Annotated in this window: 18 protein-coding genes; 10 read left to right on the top strand and 8 right to left on the bottom strand. The window is 50.8% G+C overall.

Annotated elements, in window-relative coordinates; all coding sequences use genetic code 11:
- Positions 1-92: 92 nt before the first annotated feature.
- Both yihA and ACTHSP_RS10395 read left to right on the top strand, forming a co-directional pair.
- A complete protein-coding gene (gene yihA, locus ACTHSP_RS10400; protein ID WP_314513221.1) occupies positions 93-734 on the top strand; it encodes a ribosome biogenesis GTP-binding protein YihA/YsxC in 642 nt (213 codons plus the stop codon).
- A 346-nt stretch (positions 735-1080) separates the two neighbouring features.
- Positions 1081-1551, top strand: coding sequence for a PepSY domain-containing protein (locus ACTHSP_RS10395; RefSeq protein ID WP_224783462.1), 471 nt, complete (start codon positions 1081-1083; stop codon positions 1549-1551).
- An 83-nt stretch (positions 1552-1634) separates the two neighbouring features.
- Here ACTHSP_RS10395 and ACTHSP_RS10390 read toward each other — a convergent pair whose 3' ends face one another.
- Both ACTHSP_RS10390 and ACTHSP_RS10385 read right to left on the bottom strand, forming a co-directional pair.
- On the bottom strand, positions 1635-1853 hold the full coding sequence (locus ACTHSP_RS10390; RefSeq protein WP_036492735.1) for a hypothetical protein: 219 nt from the start codon (positions 1851-1853) through the stop codon (positions 1635-1637).
- Positions 1831-2064 carry an RNA-binding S4 domain-containing protein gene (locus tag ACTHSP_RS10385; RefSeq protein ID WP_002221492.1) on the bottom strand — a complete coding sequence of 78 codons (234 nt, stop codon included), beginning with the start codon at positions 2062-2064 and terminating at the stop codon, positions 1831-1833. Before ACTHSP_RS10385 ends, ACTHSP_RS10390 begins: the two co-directional genes overlap by 23 nt.
- Positions 2065-2229: 165 nt before the next feature.
- Here ACTHSP_RS10385 and dnaE point away from each other — a divergent pair, with 165 nt between their 5' ends.
- Complete coding sequence (gene dnaE / locus ACTHSP_RS10380; RefSeq protein ID WP_440346063.1) at positions 2230-5664, top strand: DNA polymerase III subunit alpha; 3435 nt, start codon at positions 2230-2232, stop codon at positions 5662-5664.
- A 334-nt stretch (positions 5665-5998) separates the two neighbouring features.
- On the opposite strand, the gene ACTHSP_RS10375 is transcribed toward dnaE, so the two are convergent.
- On the bottom strand, positions 5999-6334 hold the full coding sequence (locus tag ACTHSP_RS10375) for a hypothetical protein (RefSeq protein WP_128580243.1): 336 nt from the start codon (positions 6332-6334) through the stop codon (positions 5999-6001).
- A gap of 288 nt (positions 6335-6622) precedes the next feature.
- Here ACTHSP_RS10375 and ACTHSP_RS10370 point away from each other — a divergent pair, with 288 nt between their 5' ends.
- From ACTHSP_RS10370 to ACTHSP_RS10355, 4 genes are all read left to right on the top strand, one after another.
- Positions 6623-7117 carry a restriction endonuclease gene (locus ACTHSP_RS10370; RefSeq protein WP_314513529.1) on the top strand — a complete coding sequence of 165 codons (495 nt, stop codon included), beginning with the start codon at positions 6623-6625 and terminating at the stop codon, positions 7115-7117.
- Between the two features lie 21 nt (positions 7118-7138).
- Positions 7139-8002 (top strand): mechanosensitive ion channel family protein, encoded by an 864-nt coding sequence (locus tag ACTHSP_RS10365; RefSeq protein ID WP_314513528.1) that lies wholly within the window; start codon positions 7139-7141, stop codon positions 8000-8002.
- A 67-nt stretch (positions 8003-8069) separates the two neighbouring features.
- The gene (locus tag ACTHSP_RS10360; protein ID WP_128582090.1) at positions 8070-8936 is read left to right on the top strand and encodes a hypothetical protein; all 867 of its coding nucleotides are present in this window, start codon (positions 8070-8072) and stop codon (positions 8934-8936) included.
- 121 nt (positions 8937-9057) lie between these two features.
- Positions 9058-11094 (top strand): M3 family metallopeptidase, encoded by a 2037-nt coding sequence (locus tag ACTHSP_RS10355; protein WP_314513525.1) that lies wholly within the window; start codon positions 9058-9060, stop codon positions 11092-11094.
- Between the two features lie 354 nt (positions 11095-11448).
- Here ACTHSP_RS10355 and ACTHSP_RS10350 read toward each other — a convergent pair whose 3' ends face one another.
- A complete protein-coding gene (locus ACTHSP_RS10350) occupies positions 11449-11712 on the bottom strand; it encodes a hypothetical protein (protein WP_314513523.1) in 264 nt (87 codons plus the stop codon).
- A gap of 234 nt (positions 11713-11946) precedes the next feature.
- Between ACTHSP_RS10350 and ACTHSP_RS10345 the strand changes: the two genes are divergently transcribed.
- The gene (locus tag ACTHSP_RS10345; protein ID WP_003681587.1) at positions 11947-12366 is read left to right on the top strand and encodes a CopD family protein; all 420 of its coding nucleotides are present in this window, start codon (positions 11947-11949) and stop codon (positions 12364-12366) included.
- Between the two features lie 38 nt (positions 12367-12404).
- The gene (locus tag ACTHSP_RS10340) at positions 12405-12875 is read left to right on the top strand and encodes a CYTH domain-containing protein (RefSeq protein ID WP_314513522.1); all 471 of its coding nucleotides are present in this window, start codon (positions 12405-12407) and stop codon (positions 12873-12875) included.
- Between the two features lie 157 nt (positions 12876-13032).
- Here ACTHSP_RS10340 and ubiG read toward each other — a convergent pair whose 3' ends face one another.
- The 4 genes from ubiG to ACTHSP_RS10320 form a co-directional block, all read right to left on the bottom strand.
- Complete coding sequence (ubiG, locus tag ACTHSP_RS10335) at positions 13033-13746, bottom strand: bifunctional 2-polyprenyl-6-hydroxyphenol methylase/3-demethylubiquinol 3-O-methyltransferase UbiG (protein ID WP_314513521.1); 714 nt, start codon at positions 13744-13746, stop codon at positions 13033-13035.
- A gap of 162 nt (positions 13747-13908) precedes the next feature.
- On the bottom strand, positions 13909-14442 hold the full coding sequence (locus ACTHSP_RS10330) for a c-type cytochrome (RefSeq protein ID WP_314513519.1): 534 nt from the start codon (positions 14440-14442) through the stop codon (positions 13909-13911).
- Positions 14443-14909: 467 nt separating this feature from the next.
- Positions 14910-15182, bottom strand: coding sequence for a GIY-YIG nuclease family protein (locus ACTHSP_RS10325; RefSeq protein ID WP_314513517.1), 273 nt, complete (start codon positions 15180-15182; stop codon positions 14910-14912).
- Positions 15179-16069 carry a LysR family transcriptional regulator gene (locus ACTHSP_RS10320; RefSeq protein WP_440346062.1) on the bottom strand — a complete coding sequence of 297 codons (891 nt, stop codon included), beginning with the start codon at positions 16067-16069 and terminating at the stop codon, positions 15179-15181. The genes ACTHSP_RS10325 and ACTHSP_RS10320 overlap by 4 nt, the downstream gene beginning before the upstream one ends.
- A 119-nt stretch (positions 16070-16188) precedes the next feature.
- On the opposite strand from ACTHSP_RS10320, the gene ACTHSP_RS10315 reads away from it, so the two are divergent.
- Positions 16189-16845 carry an NAD(P)-dependent oxidoreductase gene (locus ACTHSP_RS10315; protein ID WP_314513515.1) on the top strand — a complete coding sequence of 219 codons (657 nt, stop codon included), beginning with the start codon at positions 16189-16191 and terminating at the stop codon, positions 16843-16845.
- Positions 16846-16934: the final 89 nt, after the last annotated feature.

The raw sequence follows: 16934 nt of genomic DNA, 5'->3' as shown, positions 1-16934 counted from the left end.
TAAATTACTACTCAAATTACCAAACTGCTGCAACATAAATGCCCGATACAAATTATGATGTTGCAGTTTTGTTTCCACGCAAGGAAATACTGATGAACCTTTTTCAAAACGCCAAATTTTTTACAACGGTCAACCATCTGAAAGACCTGCCCGACACACCGGCCGAGATTGCCTTTGTCGGCCGAAGCAATGCCGGTAAATCCAGCGCCATCAATACCTTAACCAATCATGTGCGCCTTGCCTACGTTTCCAAAACACCGGGCCGCACCCAACACATCAATTTCTTTGAACTGGAAAACGGCAATTTCATGGTCGACTTGCCCGGCTACGGCTACGCGCAAGTACCGGAGGCCATCCGTGCTCACTGGGTCAAACTCTTGGGCGACTACCTGCAACAACGCCGCCAACTGATCGGCCTGATTTTGATTATGGACTCGCGCCATCCGCTCAAAGCTTTAGACATTCAAATGCTGGACTTTTTCCACATTACCGGCCGTCCTGTGCATATCCTGCTGTCAAAAGCAGACAAGCTGTCTAAAAATGACCAAATTAAAACTTTGGCGGCGGTAAAAAAATCACTTAAACCCTACACCGACCGCCAAAAAATCAGCGTTCAATTATTCTCCAGCCTGAAAAAACAAGGCATGGACGAAGTCAATCAAGTGGTCGGTTCATGGTTTGACGCGCATCGCGAAGAAATCGAAAATCTTGCAGGCGAAGCATTGCCTGAATGATTGTAAAACAAGGCGGAATGAGATAAGTTGACCAACCGCAAATCTTATTCCGTCATTTGGTTTCTCACCATCGCATTTACCATTTAATCCGGGGTATGTCTCACACATGCCCTTTTTTTCATCACGCTTTTTTTGTTTTCACACGCAAACCACAATCTGCGCCAAATATGCCATCACAACATATCAGCAAGGCCGCCTGAAAGACGCGGCTTCGATCTCCATTATTATTAAAGTGTTAATTTTAGTATTGCAACTAATTACACATCTTAGCATTTTGCTCATATTCAGCTAATTGTTGAGGCATAGAATGCATTCATCGTTCAACAACACAGTAGGAAAGAAAATCATGAAACGCATTAACGCTTTTATTTCAAAAAAACTCATCATTGCCGGTATTATTGCTTCAAGTTTGGGCGTTGCCGGTGCGGCAGGTACCATGGCTTTCAAAGAAGGTATGTTTGCAAAGGTTTCCGGCCAGCAAGCAGCCGCAGCAGCGGTAGCAGAAGTGGGCGGCGTCGTTAAAGATGTCGATTACAAATACAAACAACATTTGGGCGGCCGTTACAAAGTAGAAATCTTGAAAGACGGCGTCGAATACGAAGCTTTGGTTGATGCTCAAAACGGCAAAGTATTGGCAGTAGCACAAGATGACGATCAAGACAAACGACACTTTGGTAAACATGATAAGCATCATAAACATGATAACTATGACAATGCCGAGCCCTCTTCATCGCAAAATACAGATTATCAGGCTCCTGCAGATGCTGCACCTGACACACCTGAAAATGCAACCGCTTCCGAGGTAACAAAATCTTAATTTAAACTTTAAAAAAGCCAATGCCGTCTGAAACTTTCAGACGGCATTGGCTTTAATGCAGCATTGTTTGAAGCCAATCGTTTTCAGACGGCCTTTGCCTCATCTTCGCCATCAGTCCAACCCGCTTCTTTCAATTTCCGCTGTTGCGCGTCATAGCGTGCTTTTTCCGCCCAATACATTGTCTGAATACAGGCATCGCCGCATTCGCTGCCGCAACATTCCCACGACTCAGGGCGGACAGGTTCGTCTAACAACGGCTCGCCCAAGATGGCTTCAGCTTTATTCTTCAGGGTCGTATCCATCGGCGATTTCCAAGCGCGCACCGTCAAACTCAATCACTTCGCCGCCGCGTATTTTGGCGGTTTTACGGGTTTCGGTTTCGCCGTTGCGCAACACCAGCCCTTCGGCGATAAACGCTTTTGCCTGTCCGCCGCTTTCGGCTAGGCCGGCCAGTTTCAACAAGTCGCATAAAGCGATGTATTCGTTGTCTTCAAGATAGACTGTTGCTTCCATCATTCAATCCTTTTCAATAATGGCAATATTTTAACATGGCCGTCTGAAAGAAAGCCCCCTTCTGTTTTATTTGCTTTATCCAACCCCATTACATTTGGTTTTCAGACGGCCTTTAACCGCCAACCCTGCTACAATACGCCTTTTATTGTTCACGCCGATTTTGCCATGACCGAGCCGACCTACATCCCCCTGCGCCTGCATACCGAATTTTCGATTACCGACGGTATGGTGCGGATTAAAAAACTGATTGCCAAAGCACAGGAATACGGTTTGCCTGCTTTGGGCATCAGCGATTTGATGAACGAATTCGGCTTGGTGAAATTCTATAAAGCCTGCCGCGTGGCAGGGATTAAGCCCATCGGCGCGGCAGATGTGTGGATAGGCAATCCGAATGCGCCCGACAAGCCCTTTCGCACCATGCTGATTATCCGCAACGATGCAGGCTATCTGCGCTTAAGCGAGCTTTTGACGGAGGCCTATGTCGGCAAAGACCGCAATATCCATCATGCGGAACTCAATCCCGAATGGCTGGAAAACGGCGACAACAGCGGCTTGATTTGTTTGAGCGGCGCGCATTACGGCGAAGTGGGCGTGAATCTCTTAAACGGAAATGAAGACGCGGCGCGTGCGGCGGCGTTGAAGTATGCTGCGTGGTTTCCTGATGCGTTTTATTTAGAGCTGCAACGCCTGCCCGAACGCCCTGAATGGGAGGCTTGCGTTTCGGGCAGCGTGAAGCTGGCGGAGGAACTGGGTTTGCCGGTGGTAGCAACGCATCCGACCCAGTTTATGAGCCGCGACGATTTCAACGCACACGAGGCGCGGGTATGTATCGCAGGCGGCTGGGTATTGACGGACAAAAAACGTCCGCGCGATTTCGCACCGAGCCAGTTTTTCATTCCGCCGGAAACCATGGCCGAACATTTCGCCGATTTGCCTGAAGCCTTGGAAAACACGGTGGAAATTGCCAAACGTTGCAATCTGCACATCACATTGGGCAAAAACTTCCTGCCGCTCTTCCCTACTCCGGACGGCCTGTCGCTGGATGATTATTTGGTGAAATTGTCCAACGAAGGCTTGCAGGAACGCATGGTTCAGCTTTATCCCGATGAGGCGGAGCGGGCGGCAAAAATGCCGGAATATCAGGAACGTTTGGATTTTGAGTTGAACATCATCATCCAGATGAAATTCCCCGGCTATTTCCTTATCGTACAAGACTTTATCAACTGGGCGAAAACGCACGGCTGTCCGGTCGGACCGGGACGCGGTTCGGGCGCGGGTTCGCTGGTGGCGTATTCGCTGAAGATTACCGACCTTGATCCGCTCAAATACGCGCTGCTGTTCGAGCGTTTCTTGAACCCCGAACGCGTCTCCATGCCTGACTTTGACGTAGACTTCTGTCAGGCAAACCGCGGCCGCGTGATTGAATATGTGCGCGAAAAATATGGCGCGGAGGCAGTCAGCCAAATTGTCACCTTCGGCACTATGTCCTCCAAAGCAGTCATCCGCGACGTTGGACGCGTGCTGGAACTGCCGTTTATGCTGTGCGACAAACTGTCCAAGCTGATTCCGTTGGAAGCCAACAAACCCCTGAGTTTGGAAAAAGCCATGGAGGCCGAGCCACAAATTCAGGAATTGATTGAAGCGGAAGAAGCGGACGAACTGATTACGCTGGCGAAAAAGCTGGAAGATTTGACGCGCGGTTTGGGTATGCACGCAGGCGGCGTGTTGATTGCGCCAGGCAAGATTTCCGATTATAGCCCCGTGTATCAGGCGGACGAATCCGCCTCGCCCGTATCCATGTACGACAAGGGCGACGTGGAAGACGTGGGTTTGGTGAAGTTTGACTTTTTGGGTCTGCGCAACTTGACCATTATCGAAATGGCGCAGAACAATATCAAAAACACCACCGGCGATATTGTCGATGTCGGCAAGATTCCGCTTGACGACCAAGCCGCCTACCAAATCTTCCGCGATGCAAACACCACCGCCGTGTTCCAGTTTGAGTCGACCGGCATGAAAAAAATGCTGAAAACGGCGCATACGACCAAGTTTGAAGAACTTATCGCCTTCGTGTCGCTCTACCGTCCCGGCCCGATGGACAACATCCCCGACTTCGTCGCGCGCATGAAGGGACAGGAATTCCAATACATCCATCCGCTGCTCAAAGGCATTCTCGCGCCGACCTACGGGATTATGGTGTATCAGGAACAAGTGATGCAGGCGGCGCAAATTATCGGCGGCTACTCGCTCGGCGGCGCGGACTTGCTGCGTCGCGCCATGGGTAAGAAAAAGCCTGAAGAAATGGTGAAACACCGCGAAATCTTCGCCGAAGGCGCGGCAAAACAAGGCATTTCGCGTGAAAAATCCGACGAAATCTTCAACTACATGGAAAAATTCGCCGGCTACGGTTTCAACAAATCCCACGCCGCCGCCTACGCCCTGATTTCCTATCAGACCGCATGGCTCAAAGCCCATTATCCCGCCGAATTTATGGCGGCGACCATGTCGTCTGAATTGGACAACACCGACCAGCTCAAACATTTCTACGACGACTGCCGCGCCAACGGCATCGAGTTCCTGCCGCCCGACATCAACGAATCCGACTACCGCTTCACGCCGTATCCGAACATGAAAATCCGCTACGCACTCGGCGCGATTAAAGGCACGGGCGAAGCCGCCGTCGAATCCATCATCGCCGCGCGGCAAAGCGGTGGCAAATTTACCGGCCTGTTGGACTTCTGCGAGCGCGTCGGCAAAGAACACATGAACCGCCGCACCCTCGAAGCTCTAATCCGCGGCGGCGCGTTCGACAGTATCGAACCCAACCGCGCCATGCTCTTGGCAAACATCGACCTTGCCATGAACAACGCCGACCAAAAAGCCGCCAACGCCAATCAAGGCGGGCTGTTTGACATGATGGAAGACGCCATCGAGCCGGTGCAGCTCATCGACGCGCCCATGTGGAGCGAATCGGAAAAACTCGCCGAAGAAAAAACCGTCATCGGCTTTTACCTCTCCGGCCACCCGTTCGGTCCGTATGCCCAAGAAGTCCGTCAAATCGCCCCGACCAAATTAGGCCGTCTGAAACCGCAAGACAGCGTGCGCCTCGCCGGATTCGTGACCGCCGTGCGCACCATGATGGGCAAGCGCGGCAAAATCGCCTTCGTCAGCCTCGAAGATTTGAGCGGACAGATTGAAATCATGGTCAGCGGCCACACGCTGGAAAACTGTGCCGACTACCTCAAATCCGACCAAGTGCTGATTATCGAATCCAAAGTCAGCCGCGACGACTATGGCGGCGGCGACGGGTTGCGCATCATGGCCAACCAAGTCATGACCCTGCAAATGGCGCGCGAACGCTACGCCCGCAGCCTCAGCCTCGCCCTCGCCCCCGGTCACGACATCGCACACCTCGCCGCCATCCTCACCGCCCACCGCCTGCCCGACACATCGCACATCCCGCTGCAACTATCGTACAGCAACGGCAAAGCATCGGGTAAATTGAAAATTGCGCCAAAATGGATGGTAACGCCAAGCACCGCCTTGTTTGACGAACTGGAAACATTGCTCGGCAGCAGGGCCGTCCGCGTGAATTGGTAAAACTAAAGGCCGTCTGAAATAGGTGGATGACAAGGCAATAATCAGCAAAAAGCTGACTAGGGAGAAGGAACCGGAGAAAGCATATCCCAGCATTGTCCCTATCGCGGCATAAAGCATGCCTGCGCCTAGCGCCCATTTCCAGATGGGATAAAGCCTATCGGGGAAATTCAGTGTTCCGGAGGCTTGGAGCCTGCCGAATACCAATACAAATATGATGTCAAACATAATAATGGCTGTTTTAGTGTAGGGTACGACAATATATATGAAAAGGGGGTGAAAATACACCCCCTTCCCCTACAGATGCCCCATATTAAAGGCCGTCTGAAAAACAGTTTTATTTAACGATTTCAACCGGACCGTGGTCGTCGCAGTGGTCGCCGTGTTGGTGATGCAGACGGCCGTTGACGATGTAGTCGACGTGATCGCCGTGCGGTACGGCTTCGTGGCCGCAACCTTCGCCGTGAACGTGGCCGTGGCAGGTGTCAACCGGATGGCAGCCGTCAGGGTTGGTTTCATTGACGTTCAGGGCATGCTCGTCGTAGTGGCCGTTGTGCTCATGGTGCAGGTGGCCGTCGTGCAGATAATCGACGTGGCCTTCGTGTTTGATGGCAGTGTGGCCGCAGTTTGCGCCGTGAACGTGGTCATGATGTTCGTGGGTTTTACAGGTCATTTTTTCTCTCCTAATGTTCAGTGGATAGCAATCTTTCGCGATTGATTTTTTATCTTATCTTTTTTTGATGCAAACGTAAAAAATTTTACAGTTATTAATATATTGTTACGATATATCATCTGTTGATATATAAGCCTATTTTATTTTTCAGACGGCCTTTCATCTATAATTCATTTATTTTCAGCGAGAACTTCAAACCCTTCCGGCAATGTAAAATATCGAATTTTTCAGCCGTAACAGGTAACATGGAAACAAAGGGATGGGTTCTTCAAACAAATAGGTACTGCAATGGGAAAACAAGCCAGACTTTATATGGTTCGCAGCACGCAAGGTGCGCTTTATGATGTATTTTTTGAACGCGGTGTGGCGGCATTGGCCTGGCCCATGCTGGCCGAAGCGGCGGCCAAGGGTTTTGGCCGTGAGGAACTGACGGATATTTACCGTTCGGCCGTGCCGGATGTGAAATTGAGAACGGCGCAATCGGGTGCGGCTCAGATGTGGAGGTTTGTCAACGAGTTGGCCGATGGAGATGCCGTATTGACCTACTCGCCTACCCTGCGCCGTTATCGGGTCGGCAGGATTACAGGCGGAGCGGTGCATTGTCCGCAATGGGACGATGAAAAAATGTCGCTGGTGCGACCGGTTGAGTGGCTGGGCGAAGTATGCCGCGATGATTTGAGCGAGGCGACGCAACGGGCTTTGGGCAGCGTGGCAACTTTGTTTGCAGTATCGGAAGCGTGTGCGGCAGAAATTTTTGAACGCGTGGGTTTTCAGACGGCCTAAGAAGGGAAAGGAAACAGGATTATGTGGAACACCATGCATGAATGGCTGAACGCTTTGCCTGTCAGTGAAGAAATCATCAAATCGGCATTGATGTCGGTATTGATGATTGTGGCCGTCATTGCTGGGCGCAGCATTTTGCTCTCGGCGCATTTTCGCAGCCATCCGGATTTGAGCATTGAAAACAAACGCCGCTCGCTGGTGTTCAGCCGCAACGTGACCATGTTGCTGATCCTGCTCGGGCTGGCGATGATTTGGGCGGCGCAGATTCAAACTTTGGCCTTGTCGATGTTTGCAGTGGCCGCGGCGATTGTAGTGGCAACCAAAGAGCTGATTATGTGTTTGTCCGGCAGCATCCTGCGCTCGGTAACCAAACAATACTCCATCGGCGACTACATCGAAATCAACGGCCTGCGCGGACGGGTGGTCGATATCAATATGCTGAACACGCTGATGATGCAAATCGGCCCTAATCCGTTGATCGGCCAACTTTCCGGCAAAACGCTCTCGTTTCCCAACAGCCTGCTTCTGAGCCACACCGTGCGCCGCGACAATATTTTGGGCGATTATGTGATTCATACGGTGGAAATCCCCGTGCCGATTCATTTGGATTCGGACGAAATCATCGGCCGTCTGAAAGACGTTCTTGAGCCGCTGTGCGAGCCTTATGTCCCTGCCATCAAGCAGCATTTGGAAAACGTGCAAACCCAAAAATTGTTTATCACGCCCGCCGCCCAGCCGCGTGTATCCCGCGTGCCACATGATGACAAGGTGTACAACATCATCGTGCGCTTCGCCTCGCCCGTAGCCAAACGCTTGGAAATCCAACAGGCGGTTTTGGACGAATTCTTACGCACACAATGCCGATTAATCAATAAATTAAAATAGCCCAGTTTATATATACTATCAAATCACTTACAATACCCAAATTCACAATCAACAATAAGGAAAACTCATGTTGCCAGAATCAGCCCTTGCCGAAATGTACCCTGTAATCATGACCCCCAGCCATGACGGCAAATATTTCCACAACTACACCCTCTCGCTTCTGAACATCGTCCACACCAACGCCTCCCTCGGCCTGCCGCTGCAAGTAATGATGCAGCGCGGCGAAAGCCTGATTACGCGCGCGCGCAACAACTGCGTGGCCAGATTTTTGGAAAACAAAGAATGGACGCATTTATTTTGGATTGACTCCGACATCGGCTTCTCTCCCGATTCATTCTACCGTCTGCTCTTGGCCGACAAAGACGTTGTAGCCGGCGTTTATCCGCTAAAACGCGAAAACTGGCCGAAAGCAGGCCTTCCGGCCGGCATGACCCAAGCCGATTTTGAGCGCATGTACACTTCTTACACCGTCAACACCAACGACAAAGATGAAAACGGTGAAATCGTCCTGAAAGTCGATGAAGAAGGCTTTATGAAAGTTCATGACGCGCCAACCGGCTTCATGGTTATCAAACGCAGCGTATTTGAAAAAATGATAGAGGCCTACCCAGAGTTGAACTACGTCTCCGACAGCGACTACAGCCCGGAAAACAAAGGCCTGCACTACCGCTTCTTCGACTGCATGGTTGATCCTGAAAGCAAACGCTACCTGTCCGAAGACTACACCTTCTGCCACCTCTGGCGACAAATCGGCGGCGAAGTGTACGTCGACGTACAATCCAACCTGACCCACCAAGGCGCAAAAGTGTATCGCGGCTCGTTTGCCGAATCCCTGCAAACCAATGTTGCCAATGCGGTTTATGCCCCAGAAGGCACCACCATGCGTCTCGAGCTGGCTGCGCCATTGCACGCCAATCCGCGCGGCGCAGAATAAGATTGGCCGACAGGCAGGCGAGACACTTTAATTCTACCTATCTGCCACCATATAACGCCTATCGTTTTCTTTTCAGACGGCCACAAGGCCGTCTGAATCCATCTTATTCAGGAGAAACCATATGAGCGACAACGTCCTGCTCCACTTGGGCGAAGAACCCCGTTTCGACCAAATCAAAACCGAAGACATCAAACCCGCCCTGCAAACCGCCATTACCGAAGCGCGCGAACAAATCGCCGCCATCAAAGCGCAAACGCACACCGACTGGGCAAACACCGTCGAAAAACTGACCGACATTACCGAACGCGTCGGCCGCATTTGGAGCGTGGTTTCCCATCTCAACTCCGTCGTCGATACGCCCGAACTGCGTGCCGCATACAACGAATTGATGCCTGAAATCACCATTTTCTTTACCGAAATCGGTCAAGACATCGAATTGTACAACCGCTTCAAAATCATCAAAAATTCTGCCGAATTCGACACCCTCTCCCCGGCTCAGCAAACCAAGCTCAACCACGACTTGCGCGATTTCGTCCTCAGCGGTGCCGAATTGCCGCCCGAACAACAGGCAGAACTGGCGCAACTGCAAACCGAAGGCGCGCAACTGGGGGCCAAATTCGCACAAAACATCCAAGACGCGACCGATGCTTTCGGCATTTACTTTGACGATGCCGCGCCGCTTGTCGGCATTCCCGAAGACTCCATCGCCATGTTTGCCGCCGCCGCGCAAAGCGAAGGCAAAACAGGCTACAAAATCGGCCTGCAGATTCCGCACTACCTCGCCGTTATCCAATACGCTGACAACCGCGAACTGCGCGAACAAATCTACCGCGCCTACGTTACCCGTGCCAGCGAATTGGCTGACGAAGGCAAATTCGACAACACGGCCAACGTCGAACAAACGCTTGCAAACGCGCTGAAAACCGCCAAACTGCTCGGCTTCAAAAACTACGCCGAGCTGTCGCTGGCAACCAAAATGGCGGATACGCCCGAACAGGTTCTGAACTTCCTGCACGACCTTGCCCGCCGCGCCAAACCTTTTGCCGAAAAAGACTTTGCCGAGATCAAGGCCTTTGCGCGCGAAAACCTGAATATCGAAGACCCGCAATCGTGGGATTTGAGCTACGCAGCCGAAAAACTGCGCCAAGCCAAATACGCCTTCAGCGAAGCCGAAGTGAAAAAATACTTCCCTATCAGCAAAGTCTTGGCAGGCCTGTTTGCCCAAATCAAAAAACTCTACGGCATCGAGCTGGCTGAAAAAACCGTTCCCGTTTGGCACAAAGACGTGCGCTATTTTGAGCTGAAACAAGACGGCCAAACCATCGGCGGCGTTTACATGGACTTGTACGCACGCGAAGGTAAACGCGGCGGCGCATGGATGGACGGCTACAAAAGCCGCCGCCGTTTCGCCGACGGTACGCTGCAACTGCCGACCGCCTACCTCGTCTGCAACTTCACCCCGCCTGTTGGCGACAAAGAAGCGCGTTTGAGCCACGACGAAATCATCACCCTCTTCCACGAAACCGGCCACGGCCTGCACCACTTGTTGACCCAAGTTGACGAAGTGGGCGTATCCGGCATCAACGGCGTCGAATGGGACGCGGTCGAGCTGCCTAGCCAATTCATGGAAAACTTCGTTTGGGAATACGACGTATTGGCGCAAATGTCCTCGCACGAAGAAACCGGCGCGGTATTGCCGAAAGAGCTGTTCGACAAAATGCACGCGGCCAAAAACTTCCAACGCGGTATGTTCCTCGTCCGTCAAATGGAATTTGCCCTCTTCGACATGGAAATCTACCATCAGGAAGATGAAGACCGTCTGAAAGAATGGCCGCAAATCTTGGACAAAGTGCGTCAAGAAGTCGCCGTGACCCAACCGCCGGCATACAACCGCTTTGCCTTGAGCTTCAGCCACATCTTCGCCGGCGGCTACTCCGCAGGCTATTACAGCTACGCATGGGCGGAAGTTTTGAGTGCAGACGCTTACGCCGCTTTTGAAGAAAGCGACGACGTTGCCGAAACCGGCCGCCGCTTCTGGAAGGAAATACTGGCCGTCGGCGGTTCGCGCAGCGCAGCCGAATCCTTCAAAGCCTTCCGCGGCCGCGAACCAAGCCTGGATGCCCTGCTCCGCCACAGCGGTTTCGACAACGCAGCTTGATTTGAAAATCCGCCATTTTAATTGCTGATTCAACACTAAAGGCCGTCTGAAATACTTCAAACGGCCTTTTTATAATCAATTCAATATGTTCAGCAAAATAAATAAAACCATTCAGCCGATAAAACTACCCGGCGCGGAACGCTGCAACGGTTGCCAAGCTCAATATTTTCCCAATGCGGACAAGCCGCCCATAAAAACAGGGCATGTTCCCATGCCCTATCATTTGAATTTCAGACGGCCTTTCGGTTGTCAAAACTTATTAGGAACAATGAGCAAGCACTGTCCCTAACAAGACTTCGAGAAAAACAGAAGTCCGCATTTCAAACTCCTATTTCCCCCTGCCCATCGTTAAAATTAGTTTTTGTCCTTTTTGTCGCCGGCTGCCAAACGCATATTGATAAATTCCATCATCAAATCTTTTTTCGTCCAGAAAAAGGTTTTCATTTTTTCCAAAGAATAGATTTTCCGAATCATCGCCGGCAATCCTGCGTGAACGATGGCCGCGACTTCGCCATTGGTTGTTTCGTTGTCCATGGCGGCTTTGAGGTTTAGATTGTGAGTATTCAGGTAGTTGCTAAGCTCTTTCCTGACGCTGTTGCTGATTTCGAATTGTTTCATGTTTTCCGTCCATAATGTTTTTATAATTAAATAGCATAGGATTTTAACAAGTTTTTTGCATCGTGCATATCCCAAATTGCATATTATTGCGGAATTTACAATTTGGTTTTTGGGTAAATTTGTGCCTGCAACACATTGTTGCGGCGCACTAAATCGGATTGTTTTGACTATTTTGTTTTGGCTCGGGCTGTATTGCGGATAAAATAATGGTTTTAGGTGTTGAGGCCGTCTGAAATGTATTTGTGGTTTAAGCTGCTGCATGTATTTTTTGTAATTTCTTGGTTTGCCGGACTGTTTTATCTGCCGCGGATTTATGTGAATCTGGCGCAATTAGAGCCTGGCAGCGTGGAATATGTACGGCTGACGGATATGTCGCGCAGGCTGTACCGCTTTATGTCGCCTTTGGGCTGGGGAACGCTGATATTCGGCGCGGCCATCGGGTTTGTAAATAATTGGTGGGGCAACGGCTGGCTGGCGGTTAAATTATTGTGCGGCCTGCTGCTCTTGGCTTATCAGCTTTATTGCGGCCTGCTGCTGCGCCGTTTTCAAAACGGTAGCAATGTGTATTCGCACCGCTGGTATCGGGTATTCAACGAACTCCCCGTATTGATGATGGTGGCCGCGCTTTATATGGTGGTTTTCAAGCCGTTTTAATCTTTAGACGGCCTGTTTGGTAAATAAGGAATGAATTCATGACGGTCGAAATCGAACGCCGCTTTTTGCTGGCAGATGACAGTTGGCGCGAAACGGCAAGCGAGCCGCTGGTATTGCAACAGGGCTATTTGAGCGTGGAAAAAGAGCGCACCATCCGTGTGAGGATTATCGGTTCGCAAGCCTGGCTGACCCTGAAAGGCTATATTTCCGACATGACGCGCAGCGAGTTTGAATACGAAATCCCGCTGGCGCACGCGCAAGCGATGATGGCGGATATGTGTCCGTTTAAAATGGAAAAATACCGCTACCGTGTCGAATTTGAAGGCTTTGTGTATGAAATCGACGAATATTTCGGCGACAATGCGCCATTGATTGTGGCGGAAATCGAATTGCCGTCTGAAGATACTGAGTTTCCCAAACCGTCTTGGTTGGGCAAGGAAATCACGGCAGACGGTAAATTTACCAATGCATATCTGAGCAAACATCCGTATTCGTCTTGGACGGAATAAGGGTGACAACCTCTCTGCACATACAAAAAAGGCATGTATCGAACATGCCTTTTTTCTTTTCAGACGGCCTGATTTGACTTACCGATATTTGAATCAAGTTGCTTTCGGCATACCGTTTCAAATATCGGACAAGCCCGTGTGCTTTATCTGTGTAACCTTACGCCGGACGGCAGGCAACCATATAGTTGACCTCGGTCGAATCGCACAGGGAATAACGGCCGCTCAACAAATTATAGGTCATGCCCTTGCTGCCGACGGTATCCAATCCGGCTTGGCGGCACATACGCGCAAGTTCTGCCGGCGTGATGAATTTTTTCCAATCGTGCGTGCCTTTGGGAACGAATTTCAACAGATATTCCGCACCGACAATCAGATGCAGATAAGATTTGGGATTGCGGTTGATGGTGGAGAAAAACACCATGCCGTCTGGTTTGACCAGTTTCGCACAGGCTTGAACGATGGCGGTCGGATCGGGAACGTGTTCCATCATTTCCATACACGTTACCACGTCAAAGCTGTGCGGCTGCTCGGCGGCGAGGTCTTCGACGCGGATACAGCGGTAATCGATATTGGCAACATGTTGAGCGGCCGCATGGGCAGCGGCGGTTTGCAGGGATTTTTCCGCCATATCGATACCGGTAACGTGTTCTGCGCCGCATTTGGCCATGCTTTCTGACAAAATACCGCCGCCGCAGCCTACATCCAGCACACGTTTGCCTGCCAATCCGGCATAGCCGTCGATATAGTCGAGGCGCAAGGGGTTGATGTCATGCAGGGGCTTGAATTCGCCGTTTTTATCCCACCATTTGTCGGCAATTTGGCTGAACTTGGCGATTTCGCCGGCATCTACGTTGTCGTGTTGATTGCTCATGGTTTGCTCCTGCATAAAATCATTCGCCTGATTTTAGCCGATTGTGCTTCAAAATAAAATGTTTCAGACGGCCTTTGCCTGTTTATCGGCCCTATTTCAACTTTCATCCGCCTGAATATAAAAAACGCACCTTGTGGCAAGGTGCGTTTCAATCGGTATGATTTAGAATTTAGCGCCGGATTCGTTGGCCATGTAGTCAACTGCGGCTTTCACTTCGTCGTCGCTCAAGCTGCCGTTGCCGCCTTTGGCAGGCATGGCTTGGAAGCCTTCGATTGCGTGTTTGTGCAGAGTGTCTTGGCCTTGTTTGATGCGAGGCGCCCAGTCTTCTTTTTTGCCTACGGCCGGAGCGCCGGGAATCAAGCCGCTGTGGCATGCTTTACAGTTCGCTTCAAAAACAGCTTTGCCGTCCACTTTGGCGGCTTCTGCAGGTTTGGCGTCAGCGGCAGGCGCTTCGGTTTTCTCTTCAGGCTTGGCAGCTTCTTCAGGTTTAGCGGCTTCCTCTGCTTTGCTTGCAGCGGCTTCGGCTTTATCGGCTGCTTCTTGAGCGGCAGATGCAGCAGCATCGGCAGCAGAAGCAACTTCGTTTTTAACTTCAGATGCAACGGCTTGAGCAGCCTCTTGAGTCTCCTGTTTAGCCTCTTGGGAACAAGCTGTCAAACCAGCCATCATCATTACGGCAATCAGTAATTTGTTCATGTTCGGTCTTTCCTTAGTTTTAGTTTAAATCACTGTTTTATATAAACAGCTTAAAAATTCTAGCATAGAAACTAATACTTTCGACCTACACTATAATAAATATTGGTATAAATCAGATTTTGTCTCAAAAACTGAAAAACATATTGACACCACCTCTCTACTCGGATAGAAATTCACCCCCATTTGTCATGAAACGCGATAACTTTCATTTTATTGTTCAAGCAGTTACTCATTTTATTTTCAAAGTTTCTTTTAGAATTCAACTTTTTACCGACTTCTCCATAAGTAGCGTCAACCTAAAAGCCATCCCCATCCAAACAGGCCGTTTGAATCCCAATCAGGTTTCAGACGGCCTTTTTGAATCATGTTAATAAACATTTGCCGCTTGGCCATGCAAAAGACACCGGCAGGCCTACTTGTTTATAGAGTTTTTCATATCCCGACTACAATTTAATTCAGTCCCGCCATTAGTCTTTTGCCAATGTTTCAGCTTCAGCCCACAATCCCCGCTTCTGCTCTGCCGTCAATTTCTTAATGCCGATTTCCCGTTTCAGCGCTTCACTTTTGTTCAGGCCGTCTGAAACGATGCGCATCTCAACAGGCTTGTTCAAACGCGTGTATTTCGCGCCTTTTCCTGACAAGTGCGCCGTAAACCGCTCTTGCGGACGGTTGCTGATGCCGCAATAAAACGCGCCGTTTTCGCACAAAATCAGGTAAACGCTCCAATTTTCCGCGTTCATAAATCCCCTTCCTTGGCAAAACTCTCGGTAAAAATGCGCACGGCAACCTCGGCTTTGGCAGACTGCACACGATAAGGCGTTACCAAATAAAGGCTGACTGGTGGTAATGTCCATTCAGGCAAAACCGCTTTCAGACGGCCTTGTGCAATTTTCTCCCTCACTTCGCCGTCCACTTGCAAAGACAAACCAAATCCACTTTCGGTCAGATTGCACACGGCGGCAAGATGCGTGCAGGCAATGCTGTCGGCGACGTCAAGGAAATAGCTTTCTTCACCATTTTGCAAGGTGGTGCGGACAGGTAAAAAATGCAGCCAGCGGTGGGCATGAAGCTGAGAGGGATGGGTAATGGGCGGATGCCGGTCGAGATAATCGGGCGCGGCGCAAATGATGTACGGCCAAGTCACGAGATGGCGCGCAACCAAGTTGGGATCATCCAAAGCCCGGTCGCCGCCGCGTATGGCGATGTCGGTCTGATTGTGTTGCAGGTCGTCCAAAGTATCGCTGAAATTAAGGACAGGACGAATTTTGGGAAACTCAGTTTGCAATCGCGAAAAGGCCGTCTGAAAAGCGCGGGAGCCGATGACCGTAGAAGTCAGGGAAATGCGCAATTCGCCGACGGGTTCGGTTTTCAGATTGTCGATAACGGTACGCGTATCGGCAAGGGTGGCGGCGAGGCGGTGGCAGTATTCGCCCAAGGCGCGGCCGGCATCGGTAGGCGCAAGGCTGCGCGTGCTGCGGTTTAACAGCTTGATGCCGTGCAGGGTTTCGAGGCGATTGATGTGCTGGCTGACAGCAGACGGGGTCATGCCCAGCGCGGCAGCAGCGGCGTTCATGCTGCCGTGTTCGAGGACGGCAGCGAAAACAAGCAGGGGTTTGATGTCTTGCATTTAGAAATAATTGTTTAGTTTAACTTCACAATAATAACAGTAAATCAGCGATTATCAAGCGTTTCAGACGGCCTTACAATGCACTCATCTAATTAATCACATCCCACAAGGAGCCAAACATGAAAATCGCAGTTATCGGTGCAACTGGTTATGTCGGCAACGCAGTCGTTCAAGAATTGGCAGGTCGCGGTCATGAAATAACCGCTTTTGCCCGCAACACAGACAAAGTTTTCCAAGCGCAAAATGTTGCCGCCGTCTCCGCAGATGTCAACGCGGCAGATTTTGCCGACAAACTGGCCGGTTTTGATGCTGTGGTCAGCGCGTTCAACCCGGGCTGGACCAATCCCAACATCGGCGCGGATTTCACACGCGGCGCAAACAGCATCGTCGAAGCGGCAAAAGCAGCACAAGTGCCTTATTTGTTGGTCGTCGGCGGCGCAGGCAGCCTGTATGTGGCACCCGGTTTGCAAGTTATCAATACGCCCGACTTTCCGAAAGAAATTTTCGACGGCGCCAATGCCGCACGCCATCTTTTGGCAGAACTCCTGCCGCGCCGCGACGTGAATTGGTCTTTCGTTTCCCCTCCGGCACGACTGGGCGCGGACGGCGGTTTCAGCGAAGACAAAACCGGCAAATACCGCTTGGGTAAAGACGATTTGCTGATGGACGGTGAAATTCCGGCAGGCATCAGTGTGGCCGATTTGGCAGTCGCCATCGCCGACGATGTGGAAAACAAAGCGCATTTGTTTGAACGCTTTACCGTCGCCGCCGTTTAATCATCTTAATTTAAAGGCCGAGACCTTTGCAAAATTCCTTTCCTTCCAACAGCCGAAATCCAAACAAGGGTTTTCAGCTGTTTTCTCCT

This window comes from Neisseria sp. P0001.S005, from assembly GCF_051963715.1.
The sequence above is the reverse complement of the archived record's forward strand: the minus strand, read 5'-3'. Positions and strand labels throughout refer to the sequence as shown.